15 protein-coding genes are annotated in these 17738 nt (G+C 72.7%); 2 read left to right on the top strand and 13 right to left on the bottom strand.

The window, feature by feature from the left end:
- Window positions 1–3: 3 nt before the first annotated feature.
- The 6 genes from AB1046_RS22355 to AB1046_RS22380 are packed head-to-tail and all read right to left on the bottom strand — an operon-like array spanning window position 4 to window position 8036.
- The gene (locus AB1046_RS22355) at window positions 4–1737 is read right to left on the bottom strand and encodes a DUF6270 domain-containing protein (protein ID WP_369371480.1); all 1734 of its coding nucleotides are present in this window, start codon (window positions 1735–1737) and stop codon (window positions 4–6) included.
- A complete protein-coding gene (gene wecB, locus AB1046_RS22360) occupies window positions 1734–2921 on the bottom strand; it encodes a non-hydrolyzing UDP-N-acetylglucosamine 2-epimerase (protein ID WP_369375809.1) in 1188 nt (395 codons plus the stop codon). Before wecB ends, AB1046_RS22355 begins: the two co-directional genes overlap by 4 nt.
- Before the next feature lie 20 nt (window positions 2922–2941).
- Window positions 2942–4090: an ABC transporter ATP-binding protein gene (locus AB1046_RS22365; protein WP_369371481.1), complete on the bottom strand. Its 1149-nt coding sequence runs from the start codon at window positions 4088–4090 to the stop codon at window positions 2942–2944.
- Complete coding sequence (locus AB1046_RS22370) at window positions 4080–4982, bottom strand: ABC transporter permease (protein ID WP_369371482.1); 903 nt, start codon at window positions 4980–4982, stop codon at window positions 4080–4082. Before AB1046_RS22370 ends, AB1046_RS22365 begins: the two co-directional genes overlap by 11 nt.
- Window positions 4966–6729 (bottom strand): glycosyltransferase, encoded by a 1764-nt coding sequence (locus AB1046_RS22375; protein ID WP_369371483.1) that lies wholly within the window; start codon window positions 6727–6729, stop codon window positions 4966–4968. The genes AB1046_RS22370 and AB1046_RS22375 overlap by 17 nt, the downstream gene beginning before the upstream one ends.
- Window positions 6729–8036 (bottom strand): glycosyltransferase family 4 protein, encoded by a 1308-nt coding sequence (locus tag AB1046_RS22380; RefSeq protein WP_369371484.1) that lies wholly within the window; start codon window positions 8034–8036, stop codon window positions 6729–6731. Before AB1046_RS22380 ends, AB1046_RS22375 begins: the two co-directional genes overlap by 1 nt.
- 121 nt (window positions 8037–8157) lie before the next feature.
- Here AB1046_RS22380 and AB1046_RS22385 point away from each other — a divergent pair, with 121 nt between their 5' ends.
- The gene (locus tag AB1046_RS22385) at window positions 8158–9228 is read left to right on the top strand and encodes an LCP family protein (RefSeq protein WP_369371485.1); all 1071 of its coding nucleotides are present in this window, start codon (window positions 8158–8160) and stop codon (window positions 9226–9228) included.
- 3 nt (window positions 9229–9231) lie between these two features.
- On the opposite strand, the gene AB1046_RS22390 is transcribed toward AB1046_RS22385, so the two are convergent.
- Entirely contained in the window at window positions 9232–11031 is a 1800-nt protein-coding gene (locus AB1046_RS22390) for a phospho-sugar mutase (protein ID WP_369371486.1), read from the bottom strand.
- Window positions 11031–11870 (bottom strand): purine-nucleoside phosphorylase, encoded by an 840-nt coding sequence (locus AB1046_RS22395; RefSeq protein ID WP_369371487.1) that lies wholly within the window; start codon window positions 11868–11870, stop codon window positions 11031–11033. The genes AB1046_RS22390 and AB1046_RS22395 overlap by 1 nt, the downstream gene beginning before the upstream one ends.
- Before the next feature lie 88 nt (window positions 11871–11958).
- Here AB1046_RS22395 and AB1046_RS22400 point away from each other — a divergent pair, with 88 nt between their 5' ends.
- Window positions 11959–13506 (top strand): NAD(P)H-quinone dehydrogenase, encoded by a 1548-nt coding sequence (locus AB1046_RS22400; protein WP_369371488.1) that lies wholly within the window; start codon window positions 11959–11961, stop codon window positions 13504–13506.
- Here AB1046_RS22400 and AB1046_RS22405 read toward each other — a convergent pair whose 3' ends face one another.
- The 5 genes from AB1046_RS22405 to AB1046_RS22425 all read right to left on the bottom strand — a co-directional run bounded on the left by AB1046_RS22405 (window position 13507) and on the right by AB1046_RS22425 (window position 17723).
- Complete coding sequence (locus AB1046_RS22405) at window positions 13507–13971, bottom strand: hypothetical protein (protein ID WP_369371489.1); 465 nt, start codon at window positions 13969–13971, stop codon at window positions 13507–13509. It abuts the gene before it with no gap.
- Window positions 13972–13980: 9 nt separating this feature from the next.
- Window positions 13981–14481 carry an NUDIX domain-containing protein gene (locus AB1046_RS22410; RefSeq protein ID WP_369371490.1) on the bottom strand — a complete coding sequence of 167 codons (501 nt, stop codon included), beginning with the start codon at window positions 14479–14481 and terminating at the stop codon, window positions 13981–13983.
- Between the two features lie 58 nt (window positions 14482–14539).
- Window positions 14540–15004 carry a hypothetical protein gene (locus tag AB1046_RS22415; protein WP_369371491.1) on the bottom strand — a complete coding sequence of 155 codons (465 nt, stop codon included), beginning with the start codon at window positions 15002–15004 and terminating at the stop codon, window positions 14540–14542.
- 29 nt (window positions 15005–15033) lie between these two features.
- Window positions 15034–16815 (bottom strand): biotin carboxylase N-terminal domain-containing protein, encoded by a 1782-nt coding sequence (locus AB1046_RS22420; RefSeq protein WP_369371492.1) that lies wholly within the window; start codon window positions 16813–16815, stop codon window positions 15034–15036.
- A gap of 212 nt (window positions 16816–17027) precedes the next feature.
- The gene (locus tag AB1046_RS22425; protein WP_369371493.1) at window positions 17028–17723 is read right to left on the bottom strand and encodes a nucleoside triphosphate pyrophosphatase; all 696 of its coding nucleotides are present in this window, start codon (window positions 17721–17723) and stop codon (window positions 17028–17030) included.
- Window positions 17724–17738 lie beyond the last annotated feature (15 nt).

Below are 17738 nucleotides of genomic sequence, written 5' to 3' on the forward strand. Positions count from 1 at the left end.
GGTCTACTTTCCCTCGGCGGTGTACTGCTTGATCAGACGTCCGACGTTGTGCCACTTCGGCAGCTTGCGGCCGAGCAGCTCCTCCATGAACCGGATGTCGTCGGCGTAGAGCGCATGGAGCGCCGCGATCTCCTGGGCGGTGATGGGGCTCTGCTTCTTGAACTGCGGGAGCCAGCCCACGTGCCCCACCTTGACCCGGGGCTTGAGGGCCGCCCAGAACTCCGGTGCGTCGTTGACCCGCAGGGCGCCGAGCGCCTCCTGGAGGTACTGGCGCGGGCGGTCGACGAGATCGTCGAAGACGAGCACGTGCAACCGCTCCGGGCCGAGCGTGCGGGCCCAGCCCTCGTAGTGCCGACGGTAGAAACCGCGGTCGACGATGCCCAGCCGGGTCGGGGTCTGGAAGATCCCGGCGCCCAGCTCGATGTCGGCGTCCGAGAAGTGCCGCCAGTAGGCCGAGATCGCCCGTTCGACGGGGTTGCGCAGGCTGAGCAGCACGGGGGCGTTCGGATCCAGCATGTCGCGGATCGCGGCGGCCGTGTCCTGCTTTCGCGGCGTCGAGAACTTGCTCTTCGGGTCGGCCACGAGGAAGTACCCCGGTGAGCGGTGGCCCCGCAGCGGCTTGGTGCCGCTCGTGTAGGGCTTGAGGAACTTGAGGATCTCGTCGTCGTTGGTGATCCGGCCGGGCTGGCTGAAGAACGGCGTCGAGTCCTTGGCCACATGGAGGTGCGGATGATGGTTGAGCTGGTGCTGCAGCCACAGCGTCCCACCCCGCTGGGTGCCCGCGATGAGGAAGTTCGGCCCGCCCTCCAGCCGCCGCAGCGGCGCGGCGGCGGCCTGCGCGGCGCCGCCCGGCGCGGTGGGCGCAGCCTGCGCGGCGCCGGCCGCTCGCTCCCGGACGGCGACCCGCTCCGGGGCGACCCGCTCCGGCGCGGCCTGGACCGGGGCGGCCTGGGCCGGCAGGTCCGCGGTGGTCGTCCGGGTCGCACCCGCCCCCCAGATCACCCGTCCCTCGGTGCCCGTCAGCCTCTTGACGATGTTCAGGTACACGTGCTCGGCGTAGTGGAACGGCGCGTCCCCCCACGGATGGGTGGGGCTGGACGTCACCTCGGACGGGTCCAGCGTGATCACCTGCCCGCCCAGCGCCTGCGCAGCGACCTGCGCGTACGACTGGAACACCACGTTCGCGTCCCGTGCCGGCACCCCGAACGAGTCCGGCGTCTGCTCGCCGGTCTCCGACCACTCGGCCCAGGGGATGTCCAGCAGCACCACGGTGGCCTGCGGCAGGTAGTGCCTCAGGCGTTCGCCGATGTAGCCGATCGCCGTCTGCCAGTACTCGAAGTGCTGCTGGGTGCCGAACGCGAGGTGCTGGGCACCCTGGGGCAGGTACTGCTCGGAACCGGACTGGATGAGCTCGATCGAGCGGGTGATCACCGACCCGTCCGGCAGCAGGTACGCGCCCAGGCGTTCGTCGACGAGGTCGACCAGCACCAGGTCGGTGCCGGTCGCCGCCGCGGCGATCTGCGGCCGCAGGCTGGAGGCGAAGTCGCCCGAGACCATGCGCTGCTGGAACTGTGACTCGAGCGTCGGCGGCGGCATGAGCTCGACCGGGCGCGTGTACGCGCTCAGGGCCGACTGGCGCGCCACGTACGCGACAAGCTCGAACCGCTCCGGATCAAGATGCTCGAACGTGTCCCGGGACACGCACGATCCGTAGATGAAGACCCTGGTCTTGCTCATACCCCATCCTCTGCGGCGAAGACTGTCAGCTCGCCGTCCATGTCGAAGTCCGGCAGGAACGCAGACAACCCGGCTGGCAGCGCCGGCGTGAGCAGCTGCAGGGTTGCGTCGAGCACGCGGCGCGCGCTCCGCCCGTCACCGTACGGGTTGACGGCCTGCGCCATGGCCGCGTAAGCGGCGTCGTCGGTCAGCAGCCGGGTCACCTCGGCCACCACCCGCTCCTCGGCGGTGCCGATCAGGCGGGCCGTGCCGGCCTCGACCGCCTCCGGGCGCTCGGTGTTGTCCCGCATCACGAGCACCGGCTTGCCGAGGCTGGGCGCCTCCTCCTGGAGCCCGCCGGAATCGGTGAGGACCAGCGTGGACAGCGACAGCAGGTGCGTGAACTCGCCGTAGCCGAGCGGTTCGGTCACCGTCACGTTCGTCAGGCCGTCGAGGTGCGGCAGCACGGCGTCGCGCACCACTGGGTTGCGGTGCACCGGCAGGACGATCTCGACGTCGGGGAACCGGCGGGCGATCCGCGCCAGGGCGCGGCCCACGCCCGCCATGGCGTCGCCCCAGCTCTCCCGGCGGTGGATGGTGACCAGCACGATCCGGCGGTCGGACGCCGTGGCGCGCGCCACGGCAGGCTCCGTGAACGGCGTGCGGCGTTCCACGGCCAGGTACAGCGCGTCGATGACGGTGTTCCCGGTCACGACTATGTCTTCGAGCCGTGCCCCCTCGGCCACGAGGTTGGCCAGGCTCCGCAGGGTCGGCGCGAGGTGCAGGGCGGCGATCTGGGAGGTGATCCTGCGGTTCGCCTCCTCCGGGAACGGCGACGCGATGTCGTGGCTGCGCAGGCCCGCCTCAAGGTGGATCACGGGGATCTTCCGGTAGAACGCCGTCAGCGCGGCGGCCGTCGAGGTCGACGTGTCGCCCTGCACGATGACGGCGTCGGGCCGGCGGGCCTCCAGGATCGGGTCGAGCCGGGTCACGACCCGCGCGAAGATCTGGGCGAGCGTCTGACCGCTGCTCATGATGTCGAGGTCGTGGTCGGGCACGATGTCGAAGACGCCGTTGACCTGGTCGAGCATCTCCCGGTGCTGACCGGTGACGACGGTCACCGAGTCGAACCGGTCGTCGGCCGCAAGGGCCGCGACGACGGGCGCGACCTTGATGGCTTCGGGACGGGTCCCGTAGATCGTCATGACGAGGGGGCGGGGGCGGGTCACGGGTCGTCCGTCCCGGCCAGCAGGGCTGCGGTCCGTGCCGCCGCCACCCTGGCCTGCCTGGCGTCGCGGCCGGTGGGCCGGGCGTGCCGCTCGCGGACCCGCCCCTTGGGCGGCTCGGGCGCATCGAACCGCACCTGGGTCTCCCGCCGTTCGACGAACGCCTCCTCGAGGACCTGTCGGGCGTCGTCGGGCTTGTCCTTCGCCACGGCCCACGCCCACTTGCGGTAGCGGACGGCGACGTCCTGCGCCTCGCCGTCGAGCACCAGACGGCCGTGGTGCAGCCAGATGGCACGCGTGCAGGACTCCTCGATGGTCTGTGCCGCATGGCTGACCAGGAACACCGTGCCGGCCTCCTTGCGCAGCCGCTCCATGCGGGCCTCACTGCGCTCCTTGAACGCCGCGTCGCCGGTGGCGAGGGCCTCGTCGATGAGCAGGATGTGCGGGCGCGCGGCGGTGGCGATGGCGAAGCGCAGGCGCGCCGCCATGCCGGAGGAGTAGGTCCGCATGGGCAGGTAGATCGACTTGCCCAGGCCGGCCAGCTCGATGACGTCGGGCATTGCGGCCTTCGCCTCGGCGGGGGACAGGCCCATGGCCAGGCAGCCGAGGCGCACGTTCTCCTCGCCGGGCAGGTCGGGGACCAGGGCGGCGTTCACGCCGATGAGCACGGGTGTGCTCTCCGCCAGCACCTGACCCTTGGTGGGCTTCTCCAGCCCGGCGATGAGCCGCAGGAGCGTGCTCTTGCCGGAGCCGTTCTGGCCCACGAGACCGATCTGCTCGCCGGAGTTCGCGACGAACGAGATGTCCGTCAGCGCGCGCACCGTCACCTTGGGCTCCTGGCCGACAAGGTTGAGCGCCGCGCGCTTCACCTTGGCGCGGCGGCCGCCCGCAGTGCCCGTCGTCGGCGTCCGGTAGAACATCCGCAGGCCCTGCACGGCCACGGTGGGCCACAGCACCGGAGTGCCGCCGGACCGCGGGTCCACGGCGGCGATCTGGCCCGTGTGCGGCGGAGCCTGCACCGACATCGGGATCGCTCCCGTGACCGGGTGCTGGACCGGCACAGGGTGCTGGACCGGCAGCGGCATGGACGCGGGGCCGCCCCGGCCGAGGGGCTGCGGCGGCATCGGGTAGTCGAGGTCAGCGGCCATAGCTCTCCTCCGCCCGCCAGAAGGCGACGAACCCGATCACCAGCGTGCCCACCGCCCAGCCGCCGAGCCATACCCAGCGCACCGGGTCGGGGGTGGTCGCGTACAGCACGCAGTCGCGCACGATGTCCAGCACGATGAACATCGGGTTCGCCTCGAGCCAGAACTTCAGGTCGGGGTAGTCGACCAGCAGCCGGTCGAACGAGAAGAACACCGCCGACCCGTACAGCCAGATGCGCATCACCATGCCGATGAGGTTCGTGACGTCCGGCAGCGCCGCCGCCCACCGGGCCACCAGCAGCGACAGTCCAGTGGTGAACATGACCTGGAGCGCCAGGGCGGCGGCCACCAGCGCGATGCGCCAGGTGTACTCCTCCGCCGGGGGCACAAAGTAGATCAGCGCGGCCAGGGTCACCAGCGTGGGACCCAGGTTGAGCACGTTGCGCAGCACCACGGAGATCGGCAGCGCCGCGCGCGGGAACGTGAAGGCCCGGATCAGGTTCTTGCCGGACTGCACGGAGCGCGCACCACCGTTGATCGACTGGGTGGTGAACTGGAACAGGAACACGCCGATCAGCAGGTAGCCGATGAAGTTGTCGATGCCCCGCGAGCTCCGCATCAGCAGGCCGAAGATCAGGTAGTACGCGAGCCCGTTGAGCAGCGGGTTCAGCACCATCCAAGCGTTGCCCAGCAGGCTCTGCCGCGTGCCGCTCGTGACCTTCGCCCGCGCGTCCGCCCACAGGAAGTGCCGGCGGGCCCACAGCAGTCGCACGTATTGCCCCAGCGGGGGCCGGGCCCCCACCCGGGACAGGTTGCCGAGCGTCACCAGCTTTGTGGTCGTCGGCGACGCGTCGAACAGCGCCGCGTACGAGCTGGTCTCAGGCCCCGAGCTCATGCGGCACCCCCAGACACGTCCGGTAGACGCCCAGATAGGTCTCGGCGTTGCGTGCCCAGGTCCGCTCGGCGGCCACCGCGCGGCCGCGCTCGACCAGCTCGGCGCGTCGTGCGTCGTCGGCCAGCAGGGCACCGACCGTGTCGGCCCAGCCCGGCAGGTCGTCGGCGTCGACGTGCAGCCCCGCGCCGCCGACCGCCTCGACGAGCGCGGGCAGGGCGCTCGCGACCACCGGGCGCCCCACCGCCATCGCCTCGACGGGCTTGAGAGGCGTGACCAGCCGGGTGACCTCGTGGTCGCACCGGGGCACCAGCACGACGTCGAGCGCGGCCAGCCAGGTCAGCGCCACATCGGGCGGCACGCGCCCGGGGAGCAGCACGTGGTCGGCGACGCCGAGCTCGCGCGCGAGGCGCGCCAGCCCGGGCCGCGAGACGCCGTCGCCCACGAGCAGGCCCGTGACGTCGTGCCCGCGGGCGCGGAGCGCCGCGACCGTGCGGACCACGGTCTCCAGGCCCTCATAGTCGACCAGGCTGCTCACCGTGCCGATCGCCGGCCCCGCGGGCAGGCCGAGGCTCGCCCGCGCCGCCTCCGGCGTCGGGTGGTGCGCGGCGAGCAGGGCGTCCGGCACGGCATTGGGTACAACGGTGATGTGCCGCTCGGGCACCCCCCGGGCGACCAGCGCGTCGCGCATGGTGCCGCTGAGCGTCACCACGGCGTCGGCGGTGAGCGCGAGCTCGGTCTCCTTCGCGCGCATCAGGTCCCGGCGACGGGACGACGACGCCCGGTCGCGCGCCGCCGTCGTGCCGTGTGCGGCCACCCAGGTCTCCTCGGGCAGGCCACGCACCTCGTAGACCCAGGGGATCCCGAGCCGCCGCGCCGCCGCGCGGCCCAGCGTCCCGACGGACGACGGCGTAGTGGTGTGCAGCACGTCCGCTCGCGCGTCCTGCGCGGCCTCGACCAGCAGGTTGATCTCCAGCGCGGCCCGGCGGGCGGGGTCGGCCGGCGCACGGTCCGGGACCAGCCGGCGATACGGGACGCCGTCCACTACGTCCGTGCCGCGCGCACCGAGCGACCCGATCGTCAGCGGGTAGCCGGGCCGCGTCGTGGCGGACGCCGTGAGCCCGTGGGCACGCTGCGCGGCCAGGATGGCGTGCGAGCGCAGGGTGTAGCCGCTCTGGGTGTGGGGCAGCGAGTTGGTGAGGTGGTGCAGGACGGTGACGGTTCCAGGGTGGTCCAGGTCGACGGTGGGCTCGACGACGGCCGCCCCGACCGCGGGTCGAGCCCCGGCGTCCGCGCGCGGCGACTCCGGCCGCAGCTCGGACACCTGGGCGCGCAGCCCGGCCGGCGCGTCCGGTCCGATCGACTCGACGTCGCCCAGCAGCCAGGCGGCGCGGTAGCGCGCGGGACCGGCCGCGGTGACGCCGTCGAGCAGCTCGGGCCGGCCCACCGTGACGGCGACCTCGGCGGCGACCCGCAGCCCGCGCCCGTCGCGCCGAGCGAGCAGCAGCTCAGCCTCGTCGCCCGCGCCCGCGGTGTCGCCCGCCAGGAGTCGACCGAGTGCGTGGGGCGCGGACGGCGCGGGCGCGACGCCGAGGGCGCTCACCAGCGGCCGCCGCAGCCGCTCGGGCGCCCGCCTGGCGGCCTGCACGGCGAGCCACAGCGGGTCGTCGACGACGGTCCGGGCCACGAAGGACGCGGTGTAGCGAAGATTGCGCGCCAGCTCGCCGGCACGCCGCAAGGGCCGTGCCATCAGAACCGTGCCCCTCGCTCGGCGTCGTCCAGCAGCGGGTGGGGGAGCAGCTCGTCGAGCAGCTCGGTGTACCGGTTGCCGAGCACCTCGTCGCTCGCGTGCTCCGCGACCCAGGCGCTGGCGTCAGGCGAGGCGGCGGGCACCACGCCGTCGGACAGCCAGCCGCACCACAGGTCGGCGAGGCCCTCGACGTCGCCGGGGCGGACGACGGCGCCCGCGCCGGTCGCCGTGACCAGGCTGGCCGCCTCGCCCGCGAGGCAGGTCGAGGCGACGACGCCCGAGGCCATGACCTCGTACAGCTTGGACGGCACCGTCCACTCGAACGGCTCCCAGTCCTTCAGGGAGACGATGACGGTGTCGGCCCACGTGTACAGGTCGCGGACCTGGGTGGACGGCACGGACGGCTCCACCCGGACCGGCGCGCCGAGCTCGGCGGCCAGGAGGCGGAGCGGTTCCAGCTCGTTGCCGTGGCCCACTATGCGTACCTCTACCGCGTGCCCGCGCTCCTGGACCAGGGCGGCGGCGCGGACCGTGACGTCCAGGCCCTGCGACCGGCCGACGGTGCCCGCGTAGACGATGCGCAGCGGGCGGCCCGCCAGGTGGATCGGCGCGTGCTCGCGGACCGGCGTGAACGCGGTCCCGTTGCGCACCACCGCGACGTTGCGGACGCCGCGCGAGCGCAGCACCTCGGCGAAGGCGGCGGTGGTGGTGACCACGAGGTCGGCCCTGGCCTGCAGCCGCGTGACGGCGCGGTGCACCAGGCGGGCTGCGAGGTCGCGCAGGCGGCGGCGCAGGCCGCCCGAACGGCCCCGGCGCAGCAGGATTCCGCTGGGCTCGATGAGGTCGGGCCAGGCGTCACGCATCTCCACGACCAGGGCGGCCCTGTGCCAGCGGGCAAGCGCCCAGCCGGCGGCGACGCTCGGGATGCCGGGAACGGTAGCGATGACGACGGCGGGGCGGCCGGCGGCGGGGCCCACACCGCGCAGCACCGAGCTGGCGGCGGCAACAAGCTGGTCCGCGACGCGCGAGCCGAGCTTGTGCGAGTGCTCGCGAAAGTTCACCCGCAGGATCTTCTCGCCGTGGCTTCCCGTCGTCACCGAGCCCGGTCTGACCTCCGGTGAAGGTTGAGTGATCTTTCCCGAGGGGTAGTGTGGCGGGGGCGTCAGCACGGTCACTGGAAAACCGGCCGGCACGAGGTGACTGGCGAGGGCGCCCCAGCGCCGCTGCGGCGCCCCTGTCTCGGGTGCAAAGTGGTGCGTGACCAGGAGGATCGTGCGGTTCTGCTGGCGTGTTGCACGGGCGATCACTGCGACTTTCCCCTCTGTCCGGCGGTTGGTCAGGGCCTACGAGCTTCGCCCCTGAGGGCGCCCTCCGGTTGCGGTGCAGGCCCCAGAGTAGTAGGCGAACTCGCCACTAGGATCATCGGCTATGGCCGCACCCGATCGCATGGGCGATCTCCTCGCCGCACCAAACCCGGTCGACAGAGACCTCCGGCACGCCCGGCGCACCCGGCGGAGCAAGGGCTTTGCCGCCTGGTTCGTCGTCGGTGCGCTCCTGCTCGTCGGCGGTGGCGGGACCGCTGCCTACTTCGGCTACCGGATGTCGCTCGACAACAACCTGGAGCGGCTCGACCCGTTCGCGGAGATCGAGCCGTCGACGCGGCCGACCGCCCCGCCCGTGGCGGGCCCGACCGCACCGGTGAACATCCTGGTGCTCGGCTCCGACAGCCGGATCTCCGCCGGCGACCCCTCCGCATGGGAGGCCGGGGCGCAGCGCACCGACGCGATCATGCTGGTGCACCTGTCCGCCGACCGGCAGTCGGCTGCTGCGATCTCCATCCCGCGCGACTCCTGGGTGCCCATCCCCGGCCACGGCGAGGCGAAGATCAACGCCGCCTTCTCCTACGGCGGCCCCACGCTCATGATCCAGACGGTCGAGGACCTCACTGGCGTGCGCATCGACCACTTCGCCGTGACCGACTTCGAGTCGTTCACGTCCCTGACCGATGCCCTGGACGGCGTCGAGATCACCGTGCCCGACGGCGAGGGCGGCTCGGTGCGGCAGGCGATGACGGGCGAGGAGGCGCTCGCCTTCACGCGCGAGCGCTACGCCCTGGCGAACGGCGACTTCGGCCGCGTGCAGCGGCAGCAGGCCTGGATGCGGGCGATCGTCGCGAAGGTCAACAACAACCGGAGCGACCCCCTGCGGATGACCCGCTTCTTCGAGGCCGTCACCAGCTCGGTGGCGGTGGACGAAGCGCTCACCATCGACCGGATCCAGGAGCTGTTCGAGAGCGCCCGGGACCTCTCGACGAACGACATCACCTTCATGACTGCGCCGTACACGGGCACGGGGCGCAGCGCTGACGGTCAGTCGATAGTCGTGCTGGACCGCGCCGTGTTCGACCCGCTCATGCAGGCCGTGGCCACGGACGAGGTGCCGGACTTCCTGGCCGGCACGCCCGAGGGCCTGGACCTGCTGCCCGCAGTGGTGCAGTAGCGGTCAGAGATCGAGGACCGGCCGGAGGTCGGCCTGCACCCGAGCCAGGCGGTCGCGCGCGGCCACCCGGGCCGTGGACAGTGCATCGGCGGAGGCGTCCGGGTCGACCGGCGAGACCACCTCGATGTAGCACTTGATCTTGGGCTCGGTACCGCTGGGCCGCACGATCACGCGGGTGTCGTCCGCGGTCAGCAGCACCACGCCGTCGGTCGGCGGCAGCCCGTCCAGGCCCTCCGCGAGGTCGCGCACCGACTCGACGGGCGAGCCCGCCAGGACCGACGGCGGCGTCTTGCGCAGCCACGCCATCGTCGACTCGATCCGGGCGAGGTCCTCGAACCGCGCCGAGAGCTGGCCCGTGACGTGCAGCCCGCAGGCGCGTGCGACGTCGTCGAGCCGGTCCAGCAGGGTGCGGCCCTCGCCCGCGAGCCGGTTGGCGAGCTGCGCGACGGCGACCGCGGCCGACAGGCCGTCCTTGTCCCGTACGTGCTCGGGGTCCACGCAGTAGCCGAGCGCCTCCTCGTACCCGAACACGAGGCCGGGGCTGCGGGAGATCCACTTAAAACCGGTGAGCGTCGTGGCGTGCTTCAGGCCGTGCCGGGCCGCGACGGCGGCCAGCGCGCGCGACGACACGATCGAGCAGGCCAGCGTGCCGCCCGTACCCGCGGCGGCCGCCCGTTCGGCGGCGTCCCAGCCGAGCAGCAGGCCTACCTCGTCGCCGTGCAGCATGCGCCAGCCCTGCGACGCCGCCGTCTCGGCGCCCTGGTACGTCCCGTACTGCGGGTCGAGCACCGCGACCGCGCAGCGGTCGGCGTCCGGGTCGTTCGCGATGACGAGGTCCGCGTGCGCGTCCTGGGCCAGGGCGAGCGCCAGGTCGATGGCCCCCGGCTCCTCCGGGTTGGGAAAGGACACGGTGGGGAAGTCCGGGTCGGGCTCGGCCTGCTCCTCGACCGGCACGACGTCGGTAAAACCAGCCTCGGCCAGCACTCGCGCGATCGCGGCGCCGCCCACGCCGTGCAGCGACGTGGTGACGATGCGCAGCCGGTTGCGCGGCTCGCCGTCGTGCAGGCCGGCTACTGCCGCGTGGTACTCGTCGGTGATCTCCCGGCCGAGGAGCGTCCAGCCGGACTCGGCGCGCGGCACGTCCTTGGCGGCGGCCACGTGGGCGATCTCCTCGGCGATCCGGGCGTCGTACGGCGGGACGATCTGCGCGCCCTGGCCGGCGTCGGACACGACCCGCCCGCCGAGGTACACCTTGTAGCCGTTGTCGGCCGCGGGGTTGTGGCTGGCGGTGACCATGACCCCGGCGTCGGCGGACAGCCGGCGCACCGCGAACGCGAGCACCGGCGTGGGGCCCGGCGCGGGCATGAGCAGCACCTCGGCTCCGGCCGCCACCAGCACGGCGGCGGTGTCCCGGGCGAAGTCGGCGGAGCGGTAGCGCGCGTCGTACCCGACCACAACCCGCGGCGTCACGCCGGCCGCCTCCGACTTCAGGAACGCGCCCAGCCCGGCCGCGGCGGCGATCACCACTGCGCGGTTCATCCGGTTGGGTCCGGCGGCCATGGCGCCGCGCAGGCCCGCCGTGCCGAACTGGAGCGGGCCGGAGAACCGGTCGGCGAGCTCGGCGAGCGCAAAGTCACCGACGTCGGCGGCCGCAGTCCGGTCCTCGGCCCGGGCCACGAGGTCACGCAGCTCGGCGACGTCGTTGTCGTCCACGTCCGCGGCCATCCAGGACTCGGCGCGTGCGGCCAGATCGGGCGCCGAGAGCTTCCCGGTGGCGGTCGGCGGGTTGGCGGGCTCGATCATCAGAGCTGCTTGACCACTCGCGCGAGCAGGTCGCTGATCCGGGGGCCAGAGACGCGGCCCGCCTCCAGCACCTCCTCGTGGGACAGCGGGTTGGCGCTGATCCCGGCCGCCAGGTTGGTGGCGAGCGAGATGCCGAGCACGTCCATGCGGCAGTGACGCGCGGCTACGGCCTCCACCGCCGTCGACATGCCCACGAGGTCGGCGCCCAGCAGGCTGGCCATCTTGACCTCGGCCGGGGTCTCGTACTGCGGGCCGTGGAACTGCGCGTACACACCCTCGGGCAGGTCCGGGTCCACGCTGCGGGCGATGTCCCGCAGGCGCGGCGTGTAGATGTCTGTCATGTCGGCGAACTTGGCGCCCTCGAGCGGCGTCTGCCCCGTGAAGTTGATGTGGTCCTTGAGGAGCACCACCTGCCCGGGGCGCCAGCCGATGTGCACGCTGCCGCAGCCGTTCGTCAGGATCACGGTGTCGCAGCCGGTGGCCGCCGCGGTGCGCACGCCGTGGGCCACGCGCCGGATCCCGCGCCCCTCGTACAGGTGCGTGCGGGAGCCGAGGACCAGCGCGTACCGCACCGCGCCGTCGGGCCGCTCGACACGGATCGACCGCGTGGTGGACCGGTGGCCCTGGACCGCCGGCTGCACAAAGCCGGGGATGTCGGCGGTGGGGATCTCGGCGACGACGTCGCCGAGCAGCTCGGCCGCACCACCCCACCCCGAGCCGAGGACGAGCGCGACGTCGTGCCCCGGCACTCCCGTCTTGGCCGCGATGTACTCCGCGGCCGCGGCAGCGACGTCGAAGGGGTTGGTCGTCGGGTCGTCCAGATCCAGGTCCGTGCTCATGCTCCGAGGTTAACGCCACTTTCCCCCTGGCACGCGCCCACGAGTACGTCGGCTTCGGCAGGCTCGCGGACGATGCGAGAATGTAGGGGTGACCCCCCTCGATCCTGCCGCTGTCCCGCCCCGTGTTGTTGTCGTGGGAGGTGGCCCCGGAGGCTACGAGGCGGCGCTCGTCGCCCGGAGCCACGGCGCGCAGGTCACGGTGGTCGAGCAGCAGGGGATGGGCGGTGCGGCCGTCCTGACCGACGTCGTCCCGTCCAAGACGCTCATCGCCACCGCCGAGTGGATGACCATCGCCGACCGCGCCCCCGAGCTCGGTATCCGCATGCCCGACGACGTGGTGGACCCGTTGGGGGACGTCGACGTCTCGCTGGCGACCGGCGGCATCCCGGTGGTCCGCCCCTACACGGCCCCTGGCCTCAGCGGTGCGGGCGTGCAGGCGGCGGCGTCCGCTGCCGGGACCGTCGACAAGCGCAAGCACTTCGTGGACCTGCAGGCCGTGAACAAGCGGGTGCTCGCGCTCGCGGGGGCGCAGAGCGCCGACATCCGCGGCCGGCTGGAACGGGAGGGGATCCAGATCGTCGCCGGCAAGGGGCGGCTGGACGGCCCTTCGCGCGTGGTCGTGGAGCTGGCCGACGGCTCCACCACCTCGCTGGAGGCGGACTCGATCCTTCTGGCGCTCGGCGCCACCCCGCGCACCCTGCCCACCGCCGTGCCCGACGGCGAGCGCATCCTCACCTGGACGCAGATGTACAACCTGCGGGAGCTCCCGGAGCGGCTGATCGTGGTCGGCTCGGGTGTCACCGGCGCTGAGTTCGCGGGCGCGTACAACGCGCTCGGGTCGGACGTGGTGCTCGTCTCCAGCCGCGACCGGGTGCTGCCCGGCGAGGACGAGGACGCCGCCGAGCTGCTGGAGGGTGTGTTCCGCTCCCGGGGCATGACCGTGCTGTCCCGCTCGCGCGCGGCGTCCGCGGTGCGCACCGACGACGGCGTCGAGGTGACGCTGTCCGACGGGCGGGTGGTGCACGGCTCGCACGTGCTCGTGGCCGTCGGCGGTGTGCCGGCGACGTCGGGCCTGGGGCTGGAAGAAGCCGGGGTGCAGCTCTCGGAGGGCGGGCACGTCGTTGTGGACCGCGTCTCGCGGACCTCGGTGCGCGGCGTGTACGCGTCCGGCGACTGCACCGGCGTGCTCCCGCTCGCGTCCGTGGCCGCCATGCAGGGCCGGATCGCGATGGCACACGCCCTGGGCGACGCCGTCCAGCCGCTCGCGCTGCGCATCGTCGCCTCGAACATCTTCACGGCGCCCGAGATCGCGACCGTCGGCTACAGCGAGGAGAAGCTGCGCGCGCAGAACTCCAAGTTCATCACGACGACGCTGCCGCTCGCCCGGAACCCGCGCGCCAAGATGCTCGGCATCAGGGACGGGTTCGTGAAGCTGTTCGCGCACCCCGAGGCGGGCGTGGTGCTCGGCGGCGTGGTGGTGGCGCCGCGGGCCTCGGAGCTGATCTTCCCGATCACGCTGGCCGTGCAGCACCGGCTCACCGTGGAGAACGTCGCCTCCGCGTTCACGATCTACCCGTCGCTGTCGGGCTCGATCGCGGAGGGTGCGCGCATCCTGGATGCGCGGGTAGGCAAGTAGTTACGCGACCGAGGCGTCCAGGACGATCTGGCCGCCCTCGACCCTCGCGCTCGAGACCGTCAGCCCGGGGACCTTGGCCTCCAGCAGGCGCTCCACGTCGACGGCGATCCGCGCGTCCGGCTGCACGTCCACGACCCCCGGCGGCAGGCCCTGCTTCGCGACCTCCTGCTCGATCGGCGCCGCGGCGAGGCTGAGCAGGCGGTGCGCCGGGAGCCCGGCGGCATTCACCTCGACCGACAGCGTGGCGACGCCGCGCTCGAAGGCGGCCAGCTTCACGTCGGCCCGCACGATCGGGGCGATCTTCACGGCCAGCTTGAGCGGCCCGGGCAGGGTCTCCAGGCGGCGCAGGTCCGCGACCACACGAATCACGTCCCCGTCGCCGACGACGGAGGTGATGACGGGCGGGGCCTGCTTGGCGATCCTGGCCAGGCCGAGCACCTCTTCGGGTGCGATCCGGATGTGCACGATTCGACCCTAACCCAGCATTGCGAGCAGTTCCGGCAGTGCCTCGCCGAACGCCGGCAGCAGGGTCAGAGAGTCGATCTCGGCGAGGTCCACCCAGCGCACCTCCAGGCTCTCCGGGTCGGCGGCGCGCGGCTCGATGTGGTGCCCGGGGGCGACGTCGGCCACCACCGTCGTGTACGTCCAGACCGGGTGCTCCAGCACGTGCGTGCCCACTACGTGCACCGCTGCCGGATCGATGGCCGCCTCCTCGGCGGCCTCCCGCAGGGCGCCGGCCGCCGGCTTCTCGTCCGGGGCCAGCGCGCCGCCGGGGATGCCCCAGGTGCCGCCCATGTGCGACCACAGGGCGCGGTGCTGGAGCACCACGTGCGACGGCGCGCCGCTCGCGTCCCGCCGGACGAGCAGCAGCCCGGCCGCGCCGAACAGCCCCCAGTGCCGGTGGTCCCCGCAGGTCACCCAGCCGTCACCGCCGTGCCGGTGCAGATCGGTCGGGGGCGCGGTCGGATTCGGCACGGCGCCAGTGTGTCAGGTCCGGGCGGGAACTGTCAGCGACTGGCCCCCGACTCCCGGTTCAGGAGGGGACGCCCTCGACGACGACCTTGCCGCCCTCGAAGCGGAAGTCCGTCACCTCGGTGAACTCGCCGCGCATCAGGGTGCGCACGTCCAGCGCGATGGTGCCGTCCTTGCGGAACTGCACTGCGTCCTCGGGCAGGCCGCTCTTCCGCGCCATCTTCGCGATGGTGCCGGAGGCGAGGGGGAGCAGCTTGGTGGCCGGCAGCCCGGCCGCGTCGGCGTCGACCTGGAGCACCGCTACGTTCTCCTGGAACGAGGTGATCCTGGCCGACCCGTGCATGACCGGCACGGCCTTGGCCGCGATCCGGACGGGGAGCGGGGCATGGATCAGGCGGCGCAGGTCTGCAGTCAGGGCGATGACGCCGTCGTCGCAGGTCAGCTCGCTGACGAACGACGGAAGGGTCTTGCGGGGGCGGACGAGGGCGATGGCCTCTTCAGGGCTGAGAACTACGACATTTGTCACGCCGCAGAACCTAGCGGATCAGGGACAGGTCAGTCGACGATCTCGCAGATCGGAGCGCCCGCCGTCACGCTCGCGCCGGGCGCGGCCGTCAGGGACCGCACGGTGCCCGCCCGGTGGGCCAGGATCGGCTGCTCCATCTTCATGGCCTCCAGCACGACGACGAGGTCGCCCTCGGCCACCTGCGCGCCGTCCTCGACCGCCACCTTGACGATCGTGCCCTGCATCGGGGAGGCCAGCGTGTTGCCGGCCGAACCGCTGGACGGCTTGGCGCCGGGAGCTCGCCTGGGACGGCGGGCAGCGTTCGCCGTGCGCGCGCGGCCCGCGGCGACGCCGAGCCCGGCGGGCAGCACGACCTCGAGCCGGCGTCCGCCCACCTCGACCACCACGCGCTCGGCGGTGACCTCTTCCACCTCGGCCTCCGGTGCGGGCGCCGGGGCCAGTGCCTTGAGCGTGTCGGCGAACTCGGTCTCGATCCAGCGGGTGTGCACGCGGAACGCGGAACCGTCGGCCGGGACGAACGCATCGGCGTCGAGCACCGCGCGGTGGAACGGGACGACCGTCGGGATGCCCTCGACCACAAGCTCGCGCAGCGCGCGGCGCGCGCGCTCGATCGCCTGGGTGCGCGTGGCACCCGTGACGATGACCTTCGCGATCATCGAGTCGAACGCGCCGGAGACCGAGTCGCCCGCGACAACACCCGAGTCGACCCGCACACCCGGGCCGGACGGCCAAAGAATCGTGTTCAGGCGGCCTGGCGCCGGGAGGAAGCCCGCGGCCGGGTCCTCACCGTTGATGCGGAACTCGATGGAGTGCCCGCGCACCACAGGGGAGTGGTAGCCGAGCGGCTCGCCGGCCGCGATGCGCAGCTGCTCGCGCACCAGGTCGATGCCCGTGACCTCCTCGGTCACCGGGTGCTCCACCTGGAGCCGCGTGTTCACCTCGAGGAACGAGATGGTGCCGTCGAGGCCCACCAGGAACTCGCAAGTGCCCGCGCCCACGTAGCCGGCCTCGCGCAGGATCGCCTCTGAGGCCGTGTACAGGGACTTCTCCTGCTCCGGCGTGAGGAACGGCGCGGGCGCCTCCTCGACCAGCTTCTGGTGACGTCGCTGCAGCGAGCAGTCCCGCGTGGACACCACCACGACGTTGCCGTGGGCGTCCGCGAGGCACTGCGTCTCCACGTGCCGCGGCTTGTCCAGGTAGCGCTCCACGAAGCACTCGCCGCGACCGAACGCCGCCGTCGCCTCGCGGACCGCCGAGTCGAACAGCTCGTCGATCTCGTCGAACGTGCGCGCGACCTTCAGCCCGCGACCGCCGCCGCCGAACGCCGCCTTGATGGCGACGGGCAGCCCGTACTCCTCGGCGAAGGCCTTGACCTCTGCGCTGTTCTTGACCGGGTCGGGTGTGCCGGGGACCAGCGGCGCGCCAGCGCGCTGCGCGATGTGCCGCGCGCTCACCTTGTCACCCAGCGCCTCGATGGCCGACGGCGGCGGCCCGATCCAGGTGAGCCCCGCGTCGAGCACAGCCTGCGCGAACTCCGCGTTCTCCGACAGGAACCCGTAGCCCGGGTGCACGGCGTCGGCGCCCGAACGGCGGGCGACGTCGAGCAGCTTCGCCGGGTCCAGGTAGGTGTCCGCCGCGCGCGCTCCGCCGAGCGCGAAGGCCTCGTCCGCGAGCCGGACGTGCAGCGCCTCGCGGTCCTGGTCGGCGTAGACGGCGACGGAGGTCAGCCCCGCGTCGGCACATCCACGGGCCACGCGCACGGCGATCTCACCTCGGTTGGCGATGAGCACCTTGGAGATGGTTCTGGGCATGCTGGAACTGGGCACGGCTCACCGTAACCCGATGGCACGAGAGCGAAGTACCCCCTCGGGCCCTCGGAGAAAAGTCTGGAGTCCAGACCAACCCCAGCGCGGGCCGTTTGGAGGGTTTAGACATGGCGTCAACCCTGGGGAGTCGGATCCGGGTCGCCTGGTTGTGGGTATCCGGCAGAAGGCCCGGGCACTCAGGGGGTGGCGGCGGCTCGTCAGGGGGTGCGGAGCACCCGCCACGGGACGCCCAGCTCACCCAGGAGCTCGCGCAACAGCGGGAGGCTGATGCCGACGACGCCGTGGTGGTCACCCTCGATGCGCTCGATGTAGGGGCCGCCCAGCCCGTCGATCGTGAACGCGCCCGCCACGTACAGCGGCTCGTCGGTGGCGACGTAGGCGTCGATCTCGTCGTCGTCGATGTCGGCGAACCAGACGGTGGTCGAGCTGGTCGAGCCGAGGGTGCCGCCCGTGCCGCCGGAGCTGTCGTCGCGTAGGTCCACCAGCCAGTGGCCCGTGTGCAGCACACCCTTGCTGCCGCGCATGGAGCGCCAGCGCTCCCGCGCGGTGGCGGCGTCGGCCGGTTTGCCGACGACGGTGCCGTCGATCTCCAGCATGGAGTCGCAGCCGACCACTATGACGTCCGCGGTGTCTATGACGTCCGCGGTGTCGCTCGCGGCGTCGTCCGAGGTGTCGACGACGGCGCCTTCGAGCCGGGCCGCGACCTCCTCGGCCTTGGCCTGGGCCAGGACGAGCACCGCGTCCGCCGGATCGAGCTCACCGAACCGGTCGGCGGCGTCGACGAGGACCTTGTCCTCGTCGACGCCGGAGACGATGACGTCCGGGGTGACTCCGGCGGACTTCAGCGTCGCGAGTCGGGCAGGGGACTGTGAGGCGAGGACCAGACGTGGCACGCGCGCCACAGTAAC

Source organism: Promicromonospora sp. Populi (assembly GCF_041081105.1).
Classification (GTDB): Bacteria; Actinomycetota; Actinomycetes; order Actinomycetales; family Cellulomonadaceae; genus Promicromonospora.